The organism is Bradyrhizobium sp. USDA 3240, from assembly GCF_054063295.1.
The window spans coordinates 5,463,802-5,479,710 of record NZ_JBSSGD010000002.1 but is presented as its reverse complement, the minus strand read 5'-3'; the positions used below and the strand labels follow the sequence as shown (position 1 = coordinate 5,479,710).

Sequence of the window (15,909 nt, the reverse complement as noted above, 5' to 3'; positions counted from 1 at the left end):
CGGCCTTCGCCGGGACGACACCGTGAATGTATTGAGACCGTCGCTGCTTAAGCGGACCTACGCGTGCCCGGCGTCGTTCGACAGCATGCCGGCCTCGATGCCGATCTTGCGCAGGGCGCGCGCGTATTTCTCGTCCACATCGGTGCCGAAGATCAGTTCCGGATCGGCGTCGCAATGCAGCCAGCCATTGTGCTGGATCTCGTTCTCGAGCTGGCCCGGCGCCCAGCCGGCATAACCCAGCGCGAGGATCGCGTGCTTGGGGCCTGAGCCCTTGGCGATCGCCTTGAGGATGTCGACGGTCGCGGTGAGCGAGATGCCGTCGTCGATGTTCAGCGTCGCATCCTGAATGTAGAAGTCGCTGGAGTGCAGAACGAAGCCGCGGCCGGTATCGACCGGGCCGCCCTTCATCACCTTCATCATCTCGGCATTTTCGGGCAGCTGGATCTGGTCCGACTTCTCGATGATGTCGAGTTGCACCAGCAGCCCCGGGAAATCGATGCTGCCGGCCGGGCGGTTGACGATGATGCCCATCGCGCCCTCGGAGGAATGCGCGCACATGTAGATCACGGAGCGTTCGAAGCGCGGGTCGTTCATCACAGGCATCGCAATCAGCATCTGGCCATCGAGATAGCCATCTTCGGTGGCATGGGGACCGACGGCCGGGCTTCTGCCGGCGGCGGTCTTGCGAGTCTTGCCTGTTTTGCCTTCAGGGCGCATCCGCAAAGGCCTTTCCTGCTGATTTGGCATCCTGATATTGGGTCGCGGTTCTGTCAATCAACCTTCGGCCGCAGTGCGGCGATGCATCACAAGCAATTCAATGGTTTGCAACGAAAGTTGCAGGTAAAGACGTCTCATGATCGTCACAGTTCCCATGCGTGCCGCATTTGCCGTCGCCGCCATGTTTTCCGTCGCATCCGTGGCAACGGAGGTTCGCGCCGACGACGCCTCGCCGTGGCAGCAGGACACGCATTCGGCGGTCAGGCTGCTGGCGGGATCGCGCAGCGGCGCGGTGCTGCTCGGCGGCATCGCCTTCCAGTTGCAGGACGGCTGGAAAACCTACTGGCGCACGCCAGGCGATTCCGGTGTGCCGCCGCGGTTCGATTTCTCCAAATCGGACAATGTCGATGCGGTCACGGTGATGTGGCCGGCGCCGCGCCAGTTCGACGACGGCGCCGGAGGTACCTCGCTCGGCTACAAGCACCAGGTGGTGCTGCCGCTGCGCATCGTCGCGAAGAATCCCGACAAGCCGCTGGTGCTGCGCGCCGACATCAACTACGCGGTGTGCGAAAAGCTTTGCGTGCCGGTGGAGGCGAAGGCCGAGCTTGCGTTCGCCAGCGTCGCCTCGACCGAGGACGCCGCGCTGTCGGAAGCGCTCAACGCCGTGCCGAAGCCCGCCAATATCGGCGACCCCACCCCGTTCACGATCCGCGACGTCAAGCGCGACGGCAACAACGTGCTGGTCGATGTCACCGCACCCGAAAGCCGGGACCTCAGCCTGTTCGTCGAGGGGCCGACGCCCGACTGGGCGCTGCCCGTGCCCAAGCTCGTCGAGCACGCGCCGCCGGGCGTGAAGCGCTTTTCTTTCGAGCTCGACGGCTTGCCACCGGGCGCCAAGGCGGACGGCGCGGCGCTGAAGCTGACGCTGGTCGGCGGCGACAAAAGCTACGAATTCAATATCAATTTGAACTGACGGCGCAGTGTCGTTCCGGGGCGATGCATCGAACCCGGAACCTCGAGATTCCGGGCTCATGCTTCGCATGCCCCGGAATGACGCTGACCCAATCTTAACGTTTCGTTGATAGATCGGGGGCCATTGCCGCCTTGCGGCGCTTTAGGAATTTTCCGCCTTGGCTGTGATGGAAGCACAACCCGCAACTCCTGCGCCATCGGGTCCGGCCGCACGCCTCCGCGGCCTCACCGCGCGCCTGCTCGGCGGGACCAAGGAGGCGTCGGTCACCAAGCGCCTCGCCGGCATGATCTTCGTCATCCGCGTCATCAGCGCCGCCATCGCCTATCTCGCGCAGATCCTGCTGGCGCGCTGGATGAGCGGCTCGGACTACGGCATCTATGTCTATGTCTGGACCTGGGTGCTGCTGCTCGGCAGCACGATGGATTTCGGCATCGCGCCGTCCTCGCAGAAGATCATTCCGGAATATCGCGCGCGCGGCGACCTCGCCGCGCTGCGCGGCTTCCTCTCCGGCGGCCGCTGGGTGGTGCTTGCCGCCTCCAGCACAGTCGCGCTGCTGCTCGCCGGCGTGATCCACTTCGCCTCGCCCTGGATCGACCCCAATGCGGTGGTGCCGCTCTATATCGGCTGCCTGACATTGCCGCCCTTCGTGGTCGCCAACACCCAGGACGGCATCTCGCGCGCGCATGACTGGATGCAGCTCGGCCTGATGCCGCAATTCATCGTGCGGCAGGGACTGATCATCGCGCTGACCGCCGGCGCGCTGGCGCTCGGCCTCAATCTCGGCGCGACGGCCGCGATGATCGCGAGTGCCGCAGCGGTGTACATTGCGGCGATCGGCCAGATGATCGTGCTGAACCGCCGCCTCAAAGCCCATCTCGGGCCGGGCGCGAAGACCTACGACGTCAGGGGCTGGTTTGCGATCTCGCTGCCGATCATGCTGGTCGAGAGCTTCTATCTCTTGCTCGGCTACACCGACGTGCTGATGCTGCAGCAATTCCGCTCCTCCGAGGAGGTCGGCATCTATTTCGCGGTGGTGAAGACGCTGGCGCTGGTGTCGTTCGTCCACTACGCGATGTCGGCAACGACGGCGCATCGCTTCGCCGAGTACAACGCGCTCGGCGACAAGGAGCGGCTGTCGGCCTATGTCGCGCACGCGATCAGCTGGACGTTCTGGCCGTCGCTGCTCGCGACCATCGCCCTGCTCGCCTTCGGCAAGCCGCTGCTGTGGCTGTTCGGCCCGAAATTCGTCGACGGCTACAGCATCATGTTCGTCGCCGCGATCGGGCTCGTGGTGCGCTCGGCGATCGGGCCGGTGGAGCGGCTGTTGAACATGCTCGGCCACCAGAGCATCTGCGCCACCGCCTATGCGGTGTCGTTCTTCATGAATGTCGGGCTCTGCATGACGCTGGTGCCGCGCTATGGCGGCATGGGCGCGGCCGCCTCGACCTCGCTCTCGCTGATCTTCGAGACCATCCTGCTGTTCGTCGTGGTGCGCTCGCGGCTTGGGCTGCACGTGCTGGCGTTCGGCAAGCGACGGGTGGCGACATAGCATTGAGCCGGGCCGGATACCTGACCGCCGGCGGCGATCATCAATCGAAAACAAAGGCCGGCCCTGATCCAATCAGGGCCGGCTTTTTCTTGGGATGACAAATCCCGCCGGAAAACTACTCCGCAGTCCAGCCGCCGTCGATAGAGAGGTTGGCGCCGGTGATCTGCGCGGCGTCGTCGCCGCACAGGAACAGCGCGAGTGCTGCGACCTGCTCGGAGGTGACGAACTCCTTGGTCGGCTGGGCGGCGAGCAACACGTCCTTGATGACCTGCTCCTTGGTCATGTTGCGCGCCTTCATGGTCTCCGGAATCTGGTGCTCGACCAGCGGCGTCCAGACATAACCCGGGCTGATGCAGTTGCAGGTGATCTTGAATTGCGCGAGCTCGAGCGCCGCGGTCTTGGTGAGGCCGGCGATGCCGTGCTTGGCCGAGACATAGGCCGACTTGAACGGCGAGGCGACCAGCGAGTGCGCCGAAGCCGTGTTGATGATGCGGCCCCAGCCGCGCTTCTTCATGCCTGGCACCGCGGCGCGGATGCCGTAGAACGCCGACGACAGATTGATCGCGATGATCGCTTCCCACTTCTCCGGCGGGAACTCCTCGATCGGCGACACGAACTGGATGCCGGCATTGTTGACGAGGATGTCGACCGAGCCGAAGGTCTTCTCACCGAGCGCGATCATGTCGGCGATCTCGGCCGGCTTGGTCATGTCGGCCGGCGAATAAGCCGCCTTGACCTTGAAGTCGGTCTCGATGCCGGAACGCTCCTTCTCGATGTCGGCCGGCACACCCATGCCGTTGAGCACGATATTGGCGCCGGCGCCGGCGAAGGCGCGCGCATAAGCCAATCCGATGCCGCTGGTCGAGCCGGTCACAACGGCGGTCTTGCCTGTCAACGTACCCATTGTTCTTCGCTCCTATTTGCTTGCAGGGGGTGTGGGTTCATCCCCCGTGAGGTCGTAAGTCACCATGGTTTCCCCGGACTGCGGCCGTTCTAGCCATTCTTTGTGACGCATCGACAAATGCACGTCGCGGACGCCCGCGCCCCAGTGCTCGACCATCGCAACATGGGAGAAGTCGTAGTCCTTCGAAGAGCTCTCGTAGTTCTTGCTCTTGTAGATCAGGTGAACCACCGTGACGGTGTTCTCCTTGGACGCCTTGCGCAACAGTTCGACCGACGGATCGTTCTTCAGGTAGTCGGGCAGCTTGCCGATCAGGTCGCGCACGGCCATGCGGGCATTGTGGATCTGCTTGTTCTTGTCGGTGTTCATCCGCGTCCGGCTGGAAAAGCGGATGTCCTTTTCGCGCTCGGCGGCCTCCAGCAGCGTCTCCGGCAACGGCCCGCGCGCGCTGAACAGGTCGACCTGGAAGATCAGGAGATCGCGGCTGGTCTCCTCATCGAGCACGAAGTCGAGCGGGGTGTTGGAGGCGATGCCGCCGTCCCAGTAATGCTCGCCCTCGATCACGACGGCGGGAAAGCCCGGCGGCAGCGCGCCCGAAGCCATGATGTGCTCGGGGCCGATCTTCTTGCCGAGCTTCTTGAACTCGTAATTGTCGAAATAGCGGAAGTTGCCCGAGGTGACGCCGACCGCGCCGACCGACAGCCGCGTCTTCAGATCGTTGATGCGATCAAAATCAACGAGCCGCTCCAGCGTCTTCTTCAGCGGCGCGGTGTCGTAATAGCTCAGCGATTGCGAAGTGCCGGGCGGCCACAGCGGCGCCGGCGGAATCCGCGGCGTGAAGAAGCCGGGCACGCCGAAGGTCGCGATGATGGCGGCGCTGGTCTCGTTGAACAGCGAACGGGCGCGCTCATGCTTGGAGACCGGATTCCACGGCACCGGCGCCGACACCATCTCCCAGAATTCCTTCAGCCGCGGCACGCGCTTGTCCGGCTCGTTGCCGGCGATGATCGCAGCATTGATGGCACCGATCGAGATGCCGGCGATCCATTCCGGCTCGAAGCCTGCATGACAGAGCGCCTGGAAGGCGCCGGCCTGATAGGAGCCGAGCGCACCGCCGCCCTGAAGAACCAGCACACGCTGCGCTTGCGCCGGCGTCGAGCCGGGCGCGGAATCCGAAGTATCCATTCGTAACCGTTCGGTTCGAAATGACTTGAGGGCGCACCGTGGCGGCTGTTCGCAGCCGCGTCAATCAACGAGATATGGAGGGGAGATCACGCGGAATTTATCGCGATCAGGTTGCCGCCAAAATGAGCGTCCAGAACACCTTGTATTTGGTATTCGGAGCATAGACGGCTGCGATGCCCATTTTTGTGACACCGCTCTTGAGCATATTGGCCTTGTGCGGCGGTGAATCGCGCCAGCCCGAAAATGCCTCCGCCAGCGTGTGATAGCCGGCCGAGATGTTCTCGACCGCGACGGTTGCCGGGTAGCCGCCGGCCTCGAGCCGCTTGCCGAGCGGGGCCTTCACGTCATGGTCCATCTTGTTGCGGGCGGCCATCGCCTGCGACTGCTGCTCGGCGAGCCTGGTCAGGTCCGGGTCGACCACCACGGTGCCGAGACCATTGTTCTGGCGGTACTGCGAAAACATGATAGCGGCCGCCTGGCTGTCCAGCACGGCACCGGGCTGCGCCATGTTGAGATACATGGCCGGTTCTTCCGGGATTTTGGTGTCTGTGCCGCAGCCGGCAAGCACCAGAAGCCCGAACAGGGCGACCGTCGTCCGTTTCACTACTGAAAACCCCCAAGGTTGGCCCGCCGTTGTTGCATACCAACCGTGGCTGAATGGTGAACGGGGGCTAACTTTTGGCCATACAAAACACCGTCATTCCGGGGCGATGCGGTAGCATCGAACCCGGAATCTCGAGATTCCGGGCTCGGTCCTGCGGACCGCCCCGGAATGACAGGTGAGATTGTGGCCTAGTAGCCCCTACTCCTGGGCGGCAAAGATCCGGTAGCGGCGGGGCTGCAGCGAGACGATTTCGCCGGCCTGCAGCTCGCGGTCGCGGGGGGCGTCTATCTCGATCACGGTCCTGCCCTCGCTCCCCGCGAGGGCCACCTCGGCGCGCTGGATCGGACCGAACGAGCGGACATGCCGGATGGCGCCTTCCAGCGCCCCGGTTCCCGCCGGGCCGACCGCCATGTCGTGACGGCGGACGAACAGCTTGGCCGCGCCGGAAGCGGCGCCCAGCGCTGGAATGTTCAGGGGACGGCCGTCGAGCCGGACCGCGTCGCCGGCCACGTCGACCGGCAGCACGATGGATTCGCCGATGAAGCCGTGCACGAAGGCGGTCGCCGGATTGTCATAGACCTCGCCCGGCGAGCCGATCTGCTCGATCCTGCCCTTGTCCATCACTACGACGCGGTTGGCGACCTCGAGCGCCTCCTCCTGGTCGTGGGTGACGAAGATCGAGGTGACGTGGATCTCGTTGTGCAGCGAGCGCAGCCACTGCCGGAGCTCCTTGCGCACCTTGGCATCGAGCGCGCCGAACGGCTCGTCGAGCAGCAGGATCCGCGGCTCGATCGCAAGCGCACGCGCCAGCGCGATACGCTGACGCTGGCCGCCCGACAATTGGCTCGGATAGCGGTTGGCGAGCCAATCGAGCTGCACCAGATCGAGCAGGTTCTTGACGCGAGCGCGGATCGTCGCCTCGTCCTTGCGGATCGCACGCGGCTGCACGCGCAGGCCGAACGCGACGTTCTCGAACACCGTCATGTGGCGGAACAGCGCATAGTGCTGGAACACGAAGCCGACCTGACGCTCGCTGGCGCCGCGCGACAGCGCGTTCTCGCCGTCGATCGCGACCTCGCCCGAGTCGGGCCAGTCGAGCCCCGCGATGATCCGCAGCAGAGTCGTCTTACCGGAGCCGGACGGGCCGAGCAGCGCCAAGAGCTCGCCGTCGGCGACCTTGAGATCGACATTGTCGAGCGCGGCAAAGCTGCCGAACTTCTTTACGATATTCGTGACTTCAATCGCCATCGGGCACCTCTGCCTCGTCGAGCCGCCGCTCGAGAACGGTTTTCGCCACCAGCGTGATCAGCGCCAGCATCGCCAGCAGCGATGCGATCGCGAACGAGGCGACGAACTGATATTCGTTGTAGAGAATCTCGACCAGCAGCGGCATCGTGTTGGTCTCGCCGCGGATATGGCCGGAGACGACGGACACCGCACCGAACTCGCCCATCGCACGCGCGTTGCAGAGCAGGACGCCGTAGAGCAGGCCCCATTTGATGTTGGGCAGCGTGACGCGGAAGAAGGTCTGCAGGCCGGAGGCGCCGAGCGAGATCGCCGCCTCCTCTTCCTGGGTGCCCTGCTCCTGCATCAGCGGGATCAGCGCGCGCGCCACGAAGGGGAAGGTGACGAAGATCGTCGCCAGCGCGATGCCGGGCACGGCAAACAGGATGTGGACGTTGTGCGCCTGCAGCCATGTTCCGAAATAGCCCTGCGCGCCGAACAGCAGCACGAAGACCAGGCCCGAGATCACGGGCGAGACCGAGAACGGCAGGTCGATCAGCGTGATCAGGAAGGTCTTGCCGGTAAACTCGAATTTCGAGATCGCCCAGGCCGCGACCACGCCGAACACGAGGTTGAGCGTGACCGAGATCGCGGCAACCAGCAGCGTCAGCTTGATCGCCGCGAGCGCCTCGGGCTCCGCCAGGGCCGCGACATAGGCGACGATGCCTTTCGAGAAGGCCGACGCAAACACGACGACCAGCGGCAGCACGACGAAGATGCTAAGGAAGGCGATCGCCAGCGCGATGATGATGAGGCGGATCGGGCCCGGCTCGGTGCGCGGGTTGCGCCGCGCAGCGACCGGCTCGGCGCGCGCGATCTCAAGCCGCGGCGCCGGCGCCGCAACGCTGACATCGGTCGCAGGCGCGTAGGTCCGCAGTTGCGTGGTCGAGGTCGCCAATCCCGTCTGCATCGACATCTCGAACCTCAATGCACGGGAATGCGGGCTTGCGCCCAGCGCTGCAGCCGGTTGATCAGGAAGATGATCAGGAACGAGGCAACCAGCATCACCACCGCGATCGCGGTGGCATCGGCGTAGCGGAATTCGGACAGCCGGATCACGATCAGGAGCGGCGCGATCTCGGAGACGTTGGGCAGATTGCCGGCGATGAAGATCACCGAGCCGTATTCACCGATGGCGCGGGCAAAGGCCAGCGCAAAACCGGTGAGCAGCGCCGGAATCAAACTCGGCAGGATGACGCGAAACACCGTGTGCCAGCGATTGGCACCCAAGCTCGCCGCCGCCTCCTCGATCTCGGGATCGAGATCGATCAGCACCGGCTGCACCGTGCGCACCACGAAGGGAATGCCGATGAAGACCATCGCGATGAAGATGCCGATCGGCGTGAACGCGACCTTGATACCGAGTTCGGCGAGCGGCGCACCGAGCCAGCCCTTCTGCGCGAACAGCTGCGTCAGCGCGACGCCTGCGACCGCGGTAGGCAAGGCAAACGGAATATCGACGATGGCGTCGAACAGCCGCCGGCCCGGAAAGCGGTAGCGCACCAGCGCCCAGACGATGATGGTGCCCATCACCAGATTGACGCAGGCGGCCGCAAACGAAAGCCCGAACGAAATCTTCAGGGCGTTCAGCGTGCGACGGCTGGTGACGATGGCCCAGAACTGATCGAGGCTGAGCTCGAACGTCTTGAGGAACAGCGCAGCCAGCGGAATCAGGATGATAACGGAGAGCCATGTCAGGGTCAGTCCCATGGTGAGACCGAACCCCGGCAGGGTACTGCGCCTTGCAACCGCTGTGCTCACATATCCCCCTGTTCGACCGGACTACACGTCGATCAGTTCTTGTAGATCTGATCGAAGATGCCGCCCTCGGCGAAGTGCTCCTTCTGCGCCTTGGTCCAACCACCAAAAACGTCGTCGATGGTGAAAAGTTCAACCTTGGCGAAGGATTTTTCGTACTCCTTGGCGATCTCTGGATCGCGCGGCCGGTAGGAGTTGCGCGCGGCGATCTCCTGGCCTTCCTTGGTGTACCAGTACTTCAGATAGGCTTCGGCGACGGCGCGGGTGCCCTTCTTGTCGGCAACCGTATCGACGACGGCGACCGGCGGCTCGGCCAGGATCGACTGCGCCGGGGCCACGATCTCGAACTTGTCCGGACCGAATTCGCGCAGCGCCAGGAAGGCTTCGTTCTCCCACGCGAGCAGCACGTCGCCGACACCGCGCTCGACGAAGGTCACGGTCGAGCCGCGCGCGCCGGTGTCGAGCACCGGCACGTTCTGATAGAGGTCGGCGACGAACTTCTTCGCCTTGTCGACTGATCCGAACTTCTTCTGCGCGTAGCCCCAGGCGGCGAGATAGTTCCAGCGCGCACCACCCGAGGTCTTCGGGTTCGGCGTGATCACGGCGACGCCGGGCTTGATCAGATCGTCCCAGTCCTTGATGCCCTTGGGATTGCCCTTGCGCACCAGGAACACGATGGTCGAGGTATAGGGCGAGGCGTTGAGCGGCAGCCGCTTCTGCCAGTCCGCTGCGAGCAGGCCCTTGCCGGCGATCGCGTCGATGTCGTAGGCCAGCGCCAGCGTGACGATGTCGGCCTGCAATCCGTCGATCACCGAGCGCGCCTGCGAGCCCGAGCCGCCATGCGACTGCTTGATCTCGACGCTCTTGCCGGTTTCCTTCTGATAGGCCGCGGCGAACGCCTTGTTGAAATCGACATAGAGCTCGCGCGTCGGATCGTAGGACACGTTGAGCAGCGAATAGTCGGCTGCGAAGGCCGAGCTCGCCCACAACAATCCCGCGACCAGCGGCAGCATACGACGGATCATTTCTGTCTCCATTCAACCTGAGAATGTCAGGGAACACGCAAGACATAACTCACGGTGAAGTGGCTTGAAGTCAACGAAACCGGTTTTCTTTGTTTTCAGCAGCACAGCGCGCTTGTGCTACGAAGCCGCCGCGCTGCGAAGGCTTTGTCACGTCACCGGATCGCATGAACTATCGATGCGATTCAGCGCGGCGCTCTACGACAACTTCATTGTGTGGATGCCGCATTCCGTCTTCGCCCGGCCACGCCAGCGGCCGTCGCGTGCATCCTCGCCGGCTGCAGCCCGGCTCGAGCAAGGCATACACCCGACCGATTGATATCCCGATGCGACAAGTGGATGCGGCGGCAGTCTGCCGAGCGCGTAGATCGCCTCGATCTCCTCGCGCGAGACATTGGCGAACGGGTTGAATTTCAACCTGACGCCGTCGTCCTCGACGACAGGGATATCGGTACGGGCGCCGCCCTGGAAGCGCTTGCGGCCGTTGATCCAGCCGGCGAACGGCTTCAGCGCACGCGCCAGCGGTTCCACCTTGCGGATGCGGCAGCAGGCGTCGGGATCGCTGAACCACAATTCGCGGTCCGGATCCTGCCGCGACAGCGCCTGCTCGTCAGGCTTGATCGAGCGCACATCGGTGAGGCCGAGGGTTTCGATCAACGTGTCGCGATAGGCCAGCGTCTCCTCGAACAGCCAGCCGGTGTCGAGGAACACCACCGGGATCGCCGGATCGACATCCGCCATCACCTTGAGCAGCGCGGCGGACTCGGTCCCGAACGACGACACCAGCGCCAGCCTCTCGCGGCCGACCGTCTGCAATGCGGCCGCGATCACCTCGGCGGGCGACGCCTTGCGCAGCGCGCGATCGAGCGCGTCGGCGTGAGGCAATGCGACTGATGCCGCTGCAAGCTCTGGTGCAAGCGTGCTCACTGGCCGGCGCTCTCCGAGTGACGCAGCTGCATGCGGCGGTTCAGCGCGGTGACGCGACCGTCGCCAGTCGGCTGATAGAACACCGAATAGCGCTTCATGGTCTGGGCAAACGCGTCGGCGTCGGCGTCCTTCTTGACCTCGAAAGCGTCGAAGCCGGCGCGCGTCATGAACACGAACTGATCACGCAGGATCTGCCCGGTGGCGCGCAGCTCGCCGTCATAGCCGTAGCGCTCACGCAGCAGGCGGGCCTGGCTGTAGGCGCGGCCGTCGCGGAAGGTCGGAAACACCAGCGCGACCGAGGCCAGCCGATCGAGATGCGGCACCAGTTCGTCGAGGTTGCGGTTGTTCGGCCAGATCACCCCGAGCTTGCCGGGGCGGCGCAGCAGCGCCTCCGGATCGGCGAGAAAGCGCTCGGCCGTCACCAGCACCGCGCCGTCGCCCGGCAGCTCGGCGCCGTCGGCGACATGCACGAACAGATCGGTGGTCAGTCTTCCCTGCTTAACGAGTGGCATAGACGCGCTCCCTGATAGGCTCGACGCCCAGACGCTTCACCGTATCGACGAACAATTCCTCGGGACGGTCGCGCAGCGCCAGATAGGCTTCGACAATGTCTTCGATCACGTCGGCGACTTCCGCATAGGGAACGGCCGGGCCGATCAAGGTGCCCAACTGCGCGTTCTCGTCGGCGCGGCCGCCGATCGTGATCTGGTAGAATTCCTCACCGTTCTTCTCGACGCCGAGAATTCCGATGTGGCCGACATGGTGATGGCCGCAGGCATTGATGCAGCCGGAGATGTTGATGTGGAGCCGGCCGATCAGGTCGGCGGTGTCGTGGTTGGCGAAACGCCGCGTCAGCTCCTGCGCGATCGGGATCGAGCGCGCATTGGCCAGCGAGCAGTAATCCAGACCCGGGCAGGCGATGATGTCGGTCACCAAGTTGACGTTCGGCGTCGCAAGGCCGAGCCGGTCGAGCGCCTTGAACAGCGCCGGCAGGTCGCGCTTGGCGACGTGCGGCAGCGCCAGGTTCTGCTCGTGGCCGACGCGGATCTCGCCGAACGAATATTTATCGGCGAGGTCGGCGACCGCGTCCATCTGCTCGGCGCTGGCATCACCGGGCGGGCCACCGACCGGCTTCAGCGACAGCGTCACGATCGAATAGCCCTGCACCTTGTGCGCCGACACCGAGTTCTTGCGCCAGCGCTCGAACAGCTTGTCATGTGCGGCCTGCTTCAGCTCGTCCGGCATGTGCGGCAGCTTTTCGTAGGCCGGATAGGAGAAGCGCGAACGGACCTCCTCGATGGCGGTGTGATCGAGCGTCAGCCCGACATCGCCCATCGCCTTCCACTCCTCGTCGACTTCCTTGGCGAACTTCTCGATGCCGAGCTCGTGCACCAGGATCTTGATGCGCGCCTTGTAGATGTTGTCGCGGCGGCCGTACTGGTTGTAGACGCGCAGGATCGCCTCGATGTAGCTGAGGATATCGCGGCCGGAGACGAACGGCTTGATGGTCTTGGCGATGAACGGGGTGCGGCCGAGGCCGCCGCCGACCAGCACCTCGAAACCGGTCTCGCCGTCGGCATTCTTGTGCAGGCGCAGGCCGATGTCGTGGATCTTGATCGCGGCGCGATCGTGCTCGGCGGCGGTGATCGCGATCTTGAACTTGCGCGGCAGGAACGAGAATTCCGGATGCAGCGTCGTGTGCTGGCGGATCAGCTCCGACCAGATCCTGGGATCCTCGATCTCGCCGGGCGCGACGCCGGCCCACTGATCCGAGGTGACGTTGCGCATGTTGTTGCCGGAGGTCTGCATCGCATGGATGCCGACCTCGGCGAGATCGGCCAGCGCGTCCGGCAGCTCGGCGAGCTTGATCCAGTTAAACTGGATGTTCTGCCGCGTGGTGAAGTGGCCATAGCCGCGGTCGTAGCGGCGCGCGACATGGGCGAACCGGCGCAGCTGCTTCGACGACAGCGTGCCGTACGGGATCGCGACGCGGAACATGTAGGCGTGCAGCTGCAAATACACACCGTTCTGCAGGCGCAGGATCTTGAATTCGTCCTCGGTGAGCTCGCCAGAGAGGCGGCGCTTCACCTGATCGCGGAATTCCGAAACACGCTCGTTGATCAGCGTGCGGTCGAGTTCGTCATAAGCATACATGTTCGATAAGCCTTACGCCGGCGTGCCTTACGCGGGGACCTGGAGATCGATGGTGACGCCCTTGGCGCGGATATGTTCGCGGAGATTGCCCGGCTTGACCTTGCCGCCGTCCTTGAGTTCGACCGGCGCGATATAGGGGCCGACCGCGCCGACGTCGTCGGCGGCGGCTTCAGCCAGCAGCGCGCGGGCCTCGTCAGACGTGGTCACGATCGCAGAGTCGGAGAGTTCGGTGGACCAGCCTTGCTTGGCGGTTCGGTACACCACGGCACCGTCCCAGGTCCGGTTGGCGGTCACCATCGAGGGGCCTGTGATCCTGATTTTCTTCTGTTCGAGCGGAGAGGTCATTCGGCAGCTTTCAGCAGTTCGGAGAACATCTGGTTGGAGAACAGTTGGGTGACGTTGGATCGGCTCCACGGCGCGGAATGCGCGACCACGTCGCCGATGATGAGGACAGCGGGACCGCCATCGACCTGTTTGACCAGCTCGGGCAGCCGCGCCAGGGTGCCGACCGCCGCCTTCGCGTCCGGCCGCGTCACGCGCGCGAACACGCCGACCGGCGTCTCCGGCGAGCGGCCCGCGGCGAGCAGGCCTTCGCGGATCGAGGGCGCCGCGGTCATGCCCATGTAGACGACGACGGTCATCTTGGTATCGGTCAGCACCGACCAGTCGACGACTTCGGCATCGCGCGCCTTGTGCGCGGTCAGGAAGGTGATGCGCAACGCCTCGTGCCTGAAGGTCAGCGGCACCTCGAACTGCGCGGCAGCGCCAAGACCGGCGGAGATGCCGGGAATAATGGAGTAGGCGATGCCGGCGTCGCGCAGCGCCTCGATTTCCTCGCCGCCGCGACCGAACACGAAGGGATCGCCGCCCTTCAGCCGCACCGCGCGTTGGCCCGATTGCGCGGCCTCGATCATCAGGCGGTTGATCGCGTCCTGGCCGATGCCGGGCTTGCCGATGCGGCGGCCGACCGGAATCCGCGCGGCATCGCGCCGGATGCGATCGAGAATTTCTGGTGACACCAATTCGTCATAGAACACGACGTCGGCGTCCTGCAGCGCGCGCAGCGCCTTCACGGTGAGCAGATCCGGATCGCCGGGACCGGCGCCGACCAGCATCACATGACCAACGGCCTTGCCTTCGGTATCGGCGCCGGCGAATGCGGCAGGATCGCCGATCGCATTCAGCGCCTGCTCGGCTTCGTCCTTGCGGCCGGCCAGCACCAGTGCGCCGATCGGACCGTCGACGATGCGCTCCCAGAAGCGGCGGCGCAGCGGAAACTCTTCAATCCGCGCATGCATCGGTTTGCGGAAGCGGCCGATGAAGCCGGCGAGATCGCCGATCCGCGCCGGCAGCACCGCCTCGATCTTCTCGCGGATGCGACGCGCCACGACCGGCGACGTGCCGCCGGTTCCGACCGCGACCACGACATCGCCGCGATCGACGATCGCAGGCATGATGAAGGTGGAGTGCACGAGGTCGTCCATCACGTTGACCGGCAGGCCAATCGCCTTGGCGCGCACCGACATCGCAACACCAACGTCACCTGCGCCGGCGCAGAGCACGGCGATGACATCGGAGAGATCGGCGGCGAGCGGATCGCCATCGGCGCGCTCGATGCGCGCGGCGTCCTCCGCCGCGATACCGGCGAGCTCATGATTGCCGTCGGTCGCGTACCAGCGAACCGCGGCGCCGGCAGCTGCGAGCAGCCGCAACTTGGCGCGCACGAGCTCGCCCGCTCCAACGAGCAGCACCTTGCCGCTTTGCAGATCCAGAAACACGGGCAGATATCGCATCAGACACTCGCTTCCCCAACTTGGGGGTTGACTGAAATTATTTTCTATTTATCTCTCGATCAAGGCCAGCAAAGAGAAAATTATTTCTTCTCTATTGCAGCGCAACTTTAGAATTTTCAACTCCACAGGCCAAGGCCAAGAGATGCATCTTCTCGACAACGAATCCGCCGCTGCCGGAACACGGTCCGCAGCACTCAGCAATGCATCTTCCGTGCCGGGGATTCCCGCCAATCAGGCCCCCCCGACCATGGATCATCTCGATGAGTTGGAGGCCCAGAGCATCTACATTCTGCGCGAGGCGTTCGCCCGGCTGAAGAAGCTCGCGCTGCTGTGGTCGCTCGGCAAAGACTCCAACGTGATGATCTGGCTGGCGCGCAAGGCGTTCTTCGGTCGCGTCCCGTTCCCGGCGCTGCATGTCGACACCGGCAAGAAGTTTCCGGAGATGTATGCGTTCCGCGATCGCTTCGGCAAGGAATGGGATCTCGACCTGCGCGTCGAGCCCTGCCCGCCGATCGACGCCGTCGACCCCACTCTACCGCCGGCTGCGCGTTCGGCCGCCCGCAAGACGGAGGGGCTCAAATGGGCGCTCAACAAATACGGCTTTGACGGACTGATCGCCGGCATCCGCCGCGACGAAGAGGCAACGCGCGCCAAGGAGCGCGTGTTCTCGCCGCGCGGCCTCGAAGGCGAATGGGACGTGCGCGACCAGCCGCCGGAATTCTGGGACCACTTCAATGCCTCGCCGCCGCAAGGCGCGCATCTGCGCATCCATCCGATCCTGCATTGGACCGAAGCCGACATCTGGGCTTACACCAAGCGCGAAGGCATTCCGATCATCCCGCTCTATCTCGCCAAGGACGGCAAGCGCTATCGCTCGCTGGGGGATCAGGACATCACCAATCCGGTGGCTTCGACCGCATCCAGCATCGATGAAATCCTGGATGAGCTCGAGAACACCAAGGTCCCGGAGCGCGCCGGCCGCGCACTCGATCACGAAACCGAGGATGCGTTCGAGCGACTGCGTGTCGCCGGCTATCTCTGA

General features: G+C 64.4%; 16 protein-coding genes. 3 read left to right on the top strand and 13 right to left on the bottom strand.

The window, feature by feature from the left end; all coding sequences use genetic code 11:
* Positions 1-57 precede the first annotated feature (57 nt).
* Complete coding sequence (locus ACVIGA_RS26525; protein ID WP_375781266.1) at positions 58-717, bottom strand: YqgE/AlgH family protein; 660 nt, start codon at positions 715-717, stop codon at positions 58-60.
* A gap of 136 nt (positions 718-853) precedes the next feature.
* On the opposite strand from ACVIGA_RS26525, the gene ACVIGA_RS26520 reads away from it, so the two are divergent.
* Both ACVIGA_RS26520 and ACVIGA_RS26515 read left to right on the top strand, forming a co-directional pair.
* Entirely contained in the window at positions 854-1,690 is an 837-nt protein-coding gene (locus ACVIGA_RS26520) for a protein-disulfide reductase DsbD domain-containing protein (RefSeq protein WP_456668578.1), read from the top strand.
* A 157-nt stretch (positions 1,691-1,847) separates the two neighbouring features.
* A complete protein-coding gene (locus tag ACVIGA_RS26515) occupies positions 1,848-3,239 on the top strand; it encodes an oligosaccharide flippase family protein (protein WP_456668577.1) in 1,392 nt (463 codons plus the stop codon).
* Positions 3,240-3,354: 115 nt separating this feature from the next.
* Here ACVIGA_RS26515 and ACVIGA_RS26510 read toward each other — a convergent pair whose 3' ends face one another.
* The 12 genes from ACVIGA_RS26510 to cysG form a co-directional block, all read right to left on the bottom strand.
* A complete protein-coding gene (locus ACVIGA_RS26510; RefSeq protein WP_092118875.1) occupies positions 3,355-4,143 on the bottom strand; it encodes a 3-hydroxybutyrate dehydrogenase in 789 nt (262 codons plus the stop codon).
* Positions 4,144-4,155: 12 nt separating this feature from the next.
* The gene (locus tag ACVIGA_RS26505; RefSeq protein ID WP_456668576.1) at positions 4,156-5,325 is read right to left on the bottom strand and encodes a DUF3734 domain-containing protein; all 1,170 of its coding nucleotides are present in this window, start codon (positions 5,323-5,325) and stop codon (positions 4,156-4,158) included.
* A 106-nt stretch (positions 5,326-5,431) separates the two neighbouring features.
* Positions 5,432-5,929 (bottom strand): CAP domain-containing protein, encoded by a 498-nt coding sequence (locus ACVIGA_RS26500; RefSeq protein ID WP_076860877.1) that lies wholly within the window; start codon positions 5,927-5,929, stop codon positions 5,432-5,434.
* A gap of 198 nt (positions 5,930-6,127) precedes the next feature.
* Positions 6,128-7,177, bottom strand: a complete 1,050-nt coding sequence (locus ACVIGA_RS26495) for a sulfate/molybdate ABC transporter ATP-binding protein (RefSeq protein ID WP_456668575.1) — start codon at positions 7,175-7,177, stop codon at positions 6,128-6,130.
* Positions 7,167-8,129, bottom strand: coding sequence for a sulfate ABC transporter permease subunit CysW (cysW, locus tag ACVIGA_RS26490; protein WP_456668574.1), 963 nt, complete (start codon positions 8,127-8,129; stop codon positions 7,167-7,169). Before cysW ends, ACVIGA_RS26495 begins: the two co-directional genes overlap by 11 nt.
* Before the next feature lie 8 nt (positions 8,130-8,137).
* Positions 8,138-8,944, bottom strand: coding sequence for a sulfate ABC transporter permease subunit CysT (gene cysT / locus ACVIGA_RS26485; RefSeq protein WP_456670894.1), 807 nt, complete (start codon positions 8,942-8,944; stop codon positions 8,138-8,140).
* Between the two features lie 62 nt (positions 8,945-9,006).
* Positions 9,007-9,996, bottom strand: coding sequence for a sulfate ABC transporter substrate-binding protein (locus ACVIGA_RS26480; protein WP_456668573.1), 990 nt, complete (start codon positions 9,994-9,996; stop codon positions 9,007-9,009).
* 195 nt (positions 9,997-10,191) lie between these two features.
* Positions 10,192-10,920, bottom strand: coding sequence for a phosphoadenylyl-sulfate reductase (locus ACVIGA_RS26475; protein ID WP_456668572.1), 729 nt, complete (start codon positions 10,918-10,920; stop codon positions 10,192-10,194).
* Positions 10,917-11,432, bottom strand: coding sequence for a DUF934 domain-containing protein (locus tag ACVIGA_RS26470; protein ID WP_229172086.1), 516 nt, complete (start codon positions 11,430-11,432; stop codon positions 10,917-10,919). Before ACVIGA_RS26470 ends, ACVIGA_RS26475 begins: the two co-directional genes overlap by 4 nt.
* On the bottom strand, positions 11,419-13,074 hold the full coding sequence (locus ACVIGA_RS26465; RefSeq protein WP_375777240.1) for a nitrite/sulfite reductase: 1,656 nt from the start codon (positions 13,072-13,074) through the stop codon (positions 11,419-11,421). The genes ACVIGA_RS26470 and ACVIGA_RS26465 overlap by 14 nt, the downstream gene beginning before the upstream one ends.
* Positions 13,075-13,101: 27 nt before the next feature.
* Positions 13,102-13,419, bottom strand: a complete 318-nt coding sequence (locus ACVIGA_RS26460; RefSeq protein ID WP_375777241.1) for a DUF2849 domain-containing protein — start codon at positions 13,417-13,419, stop codon at positions 13,102-13,104.
* Positions 13,416-14,867 (bottom strand): siroheme synthase CysG, encoded by a 1,452-nt coding sequence (cysG, locus tag ACVIGA_RS26455; RefSeq protein ID WP_456668571.1) that lies wholly within the window; start codon positions 14,865-14,867, stop codon positions 13,416-13,418. Before cysG ends, ACVIGA_RS26460 begins: the two co-directional genes overlap by 4 nt.
* Before the next feature lie 247 nt (positions 14,868-15,114).
* Here cysG and cysD point away from each other — a divergent pair, with 247 nt between their 5' ends.
* A complete protein-coding gene (gene cysD, locus ACVIGA_RS26450) occupies positions 15,115-15,909 on the top strand; it encodes a sulfate adenylyltransferase subunit CysD (protein WP_223966613.1) in 795 nt (264 codons plus the stop codon).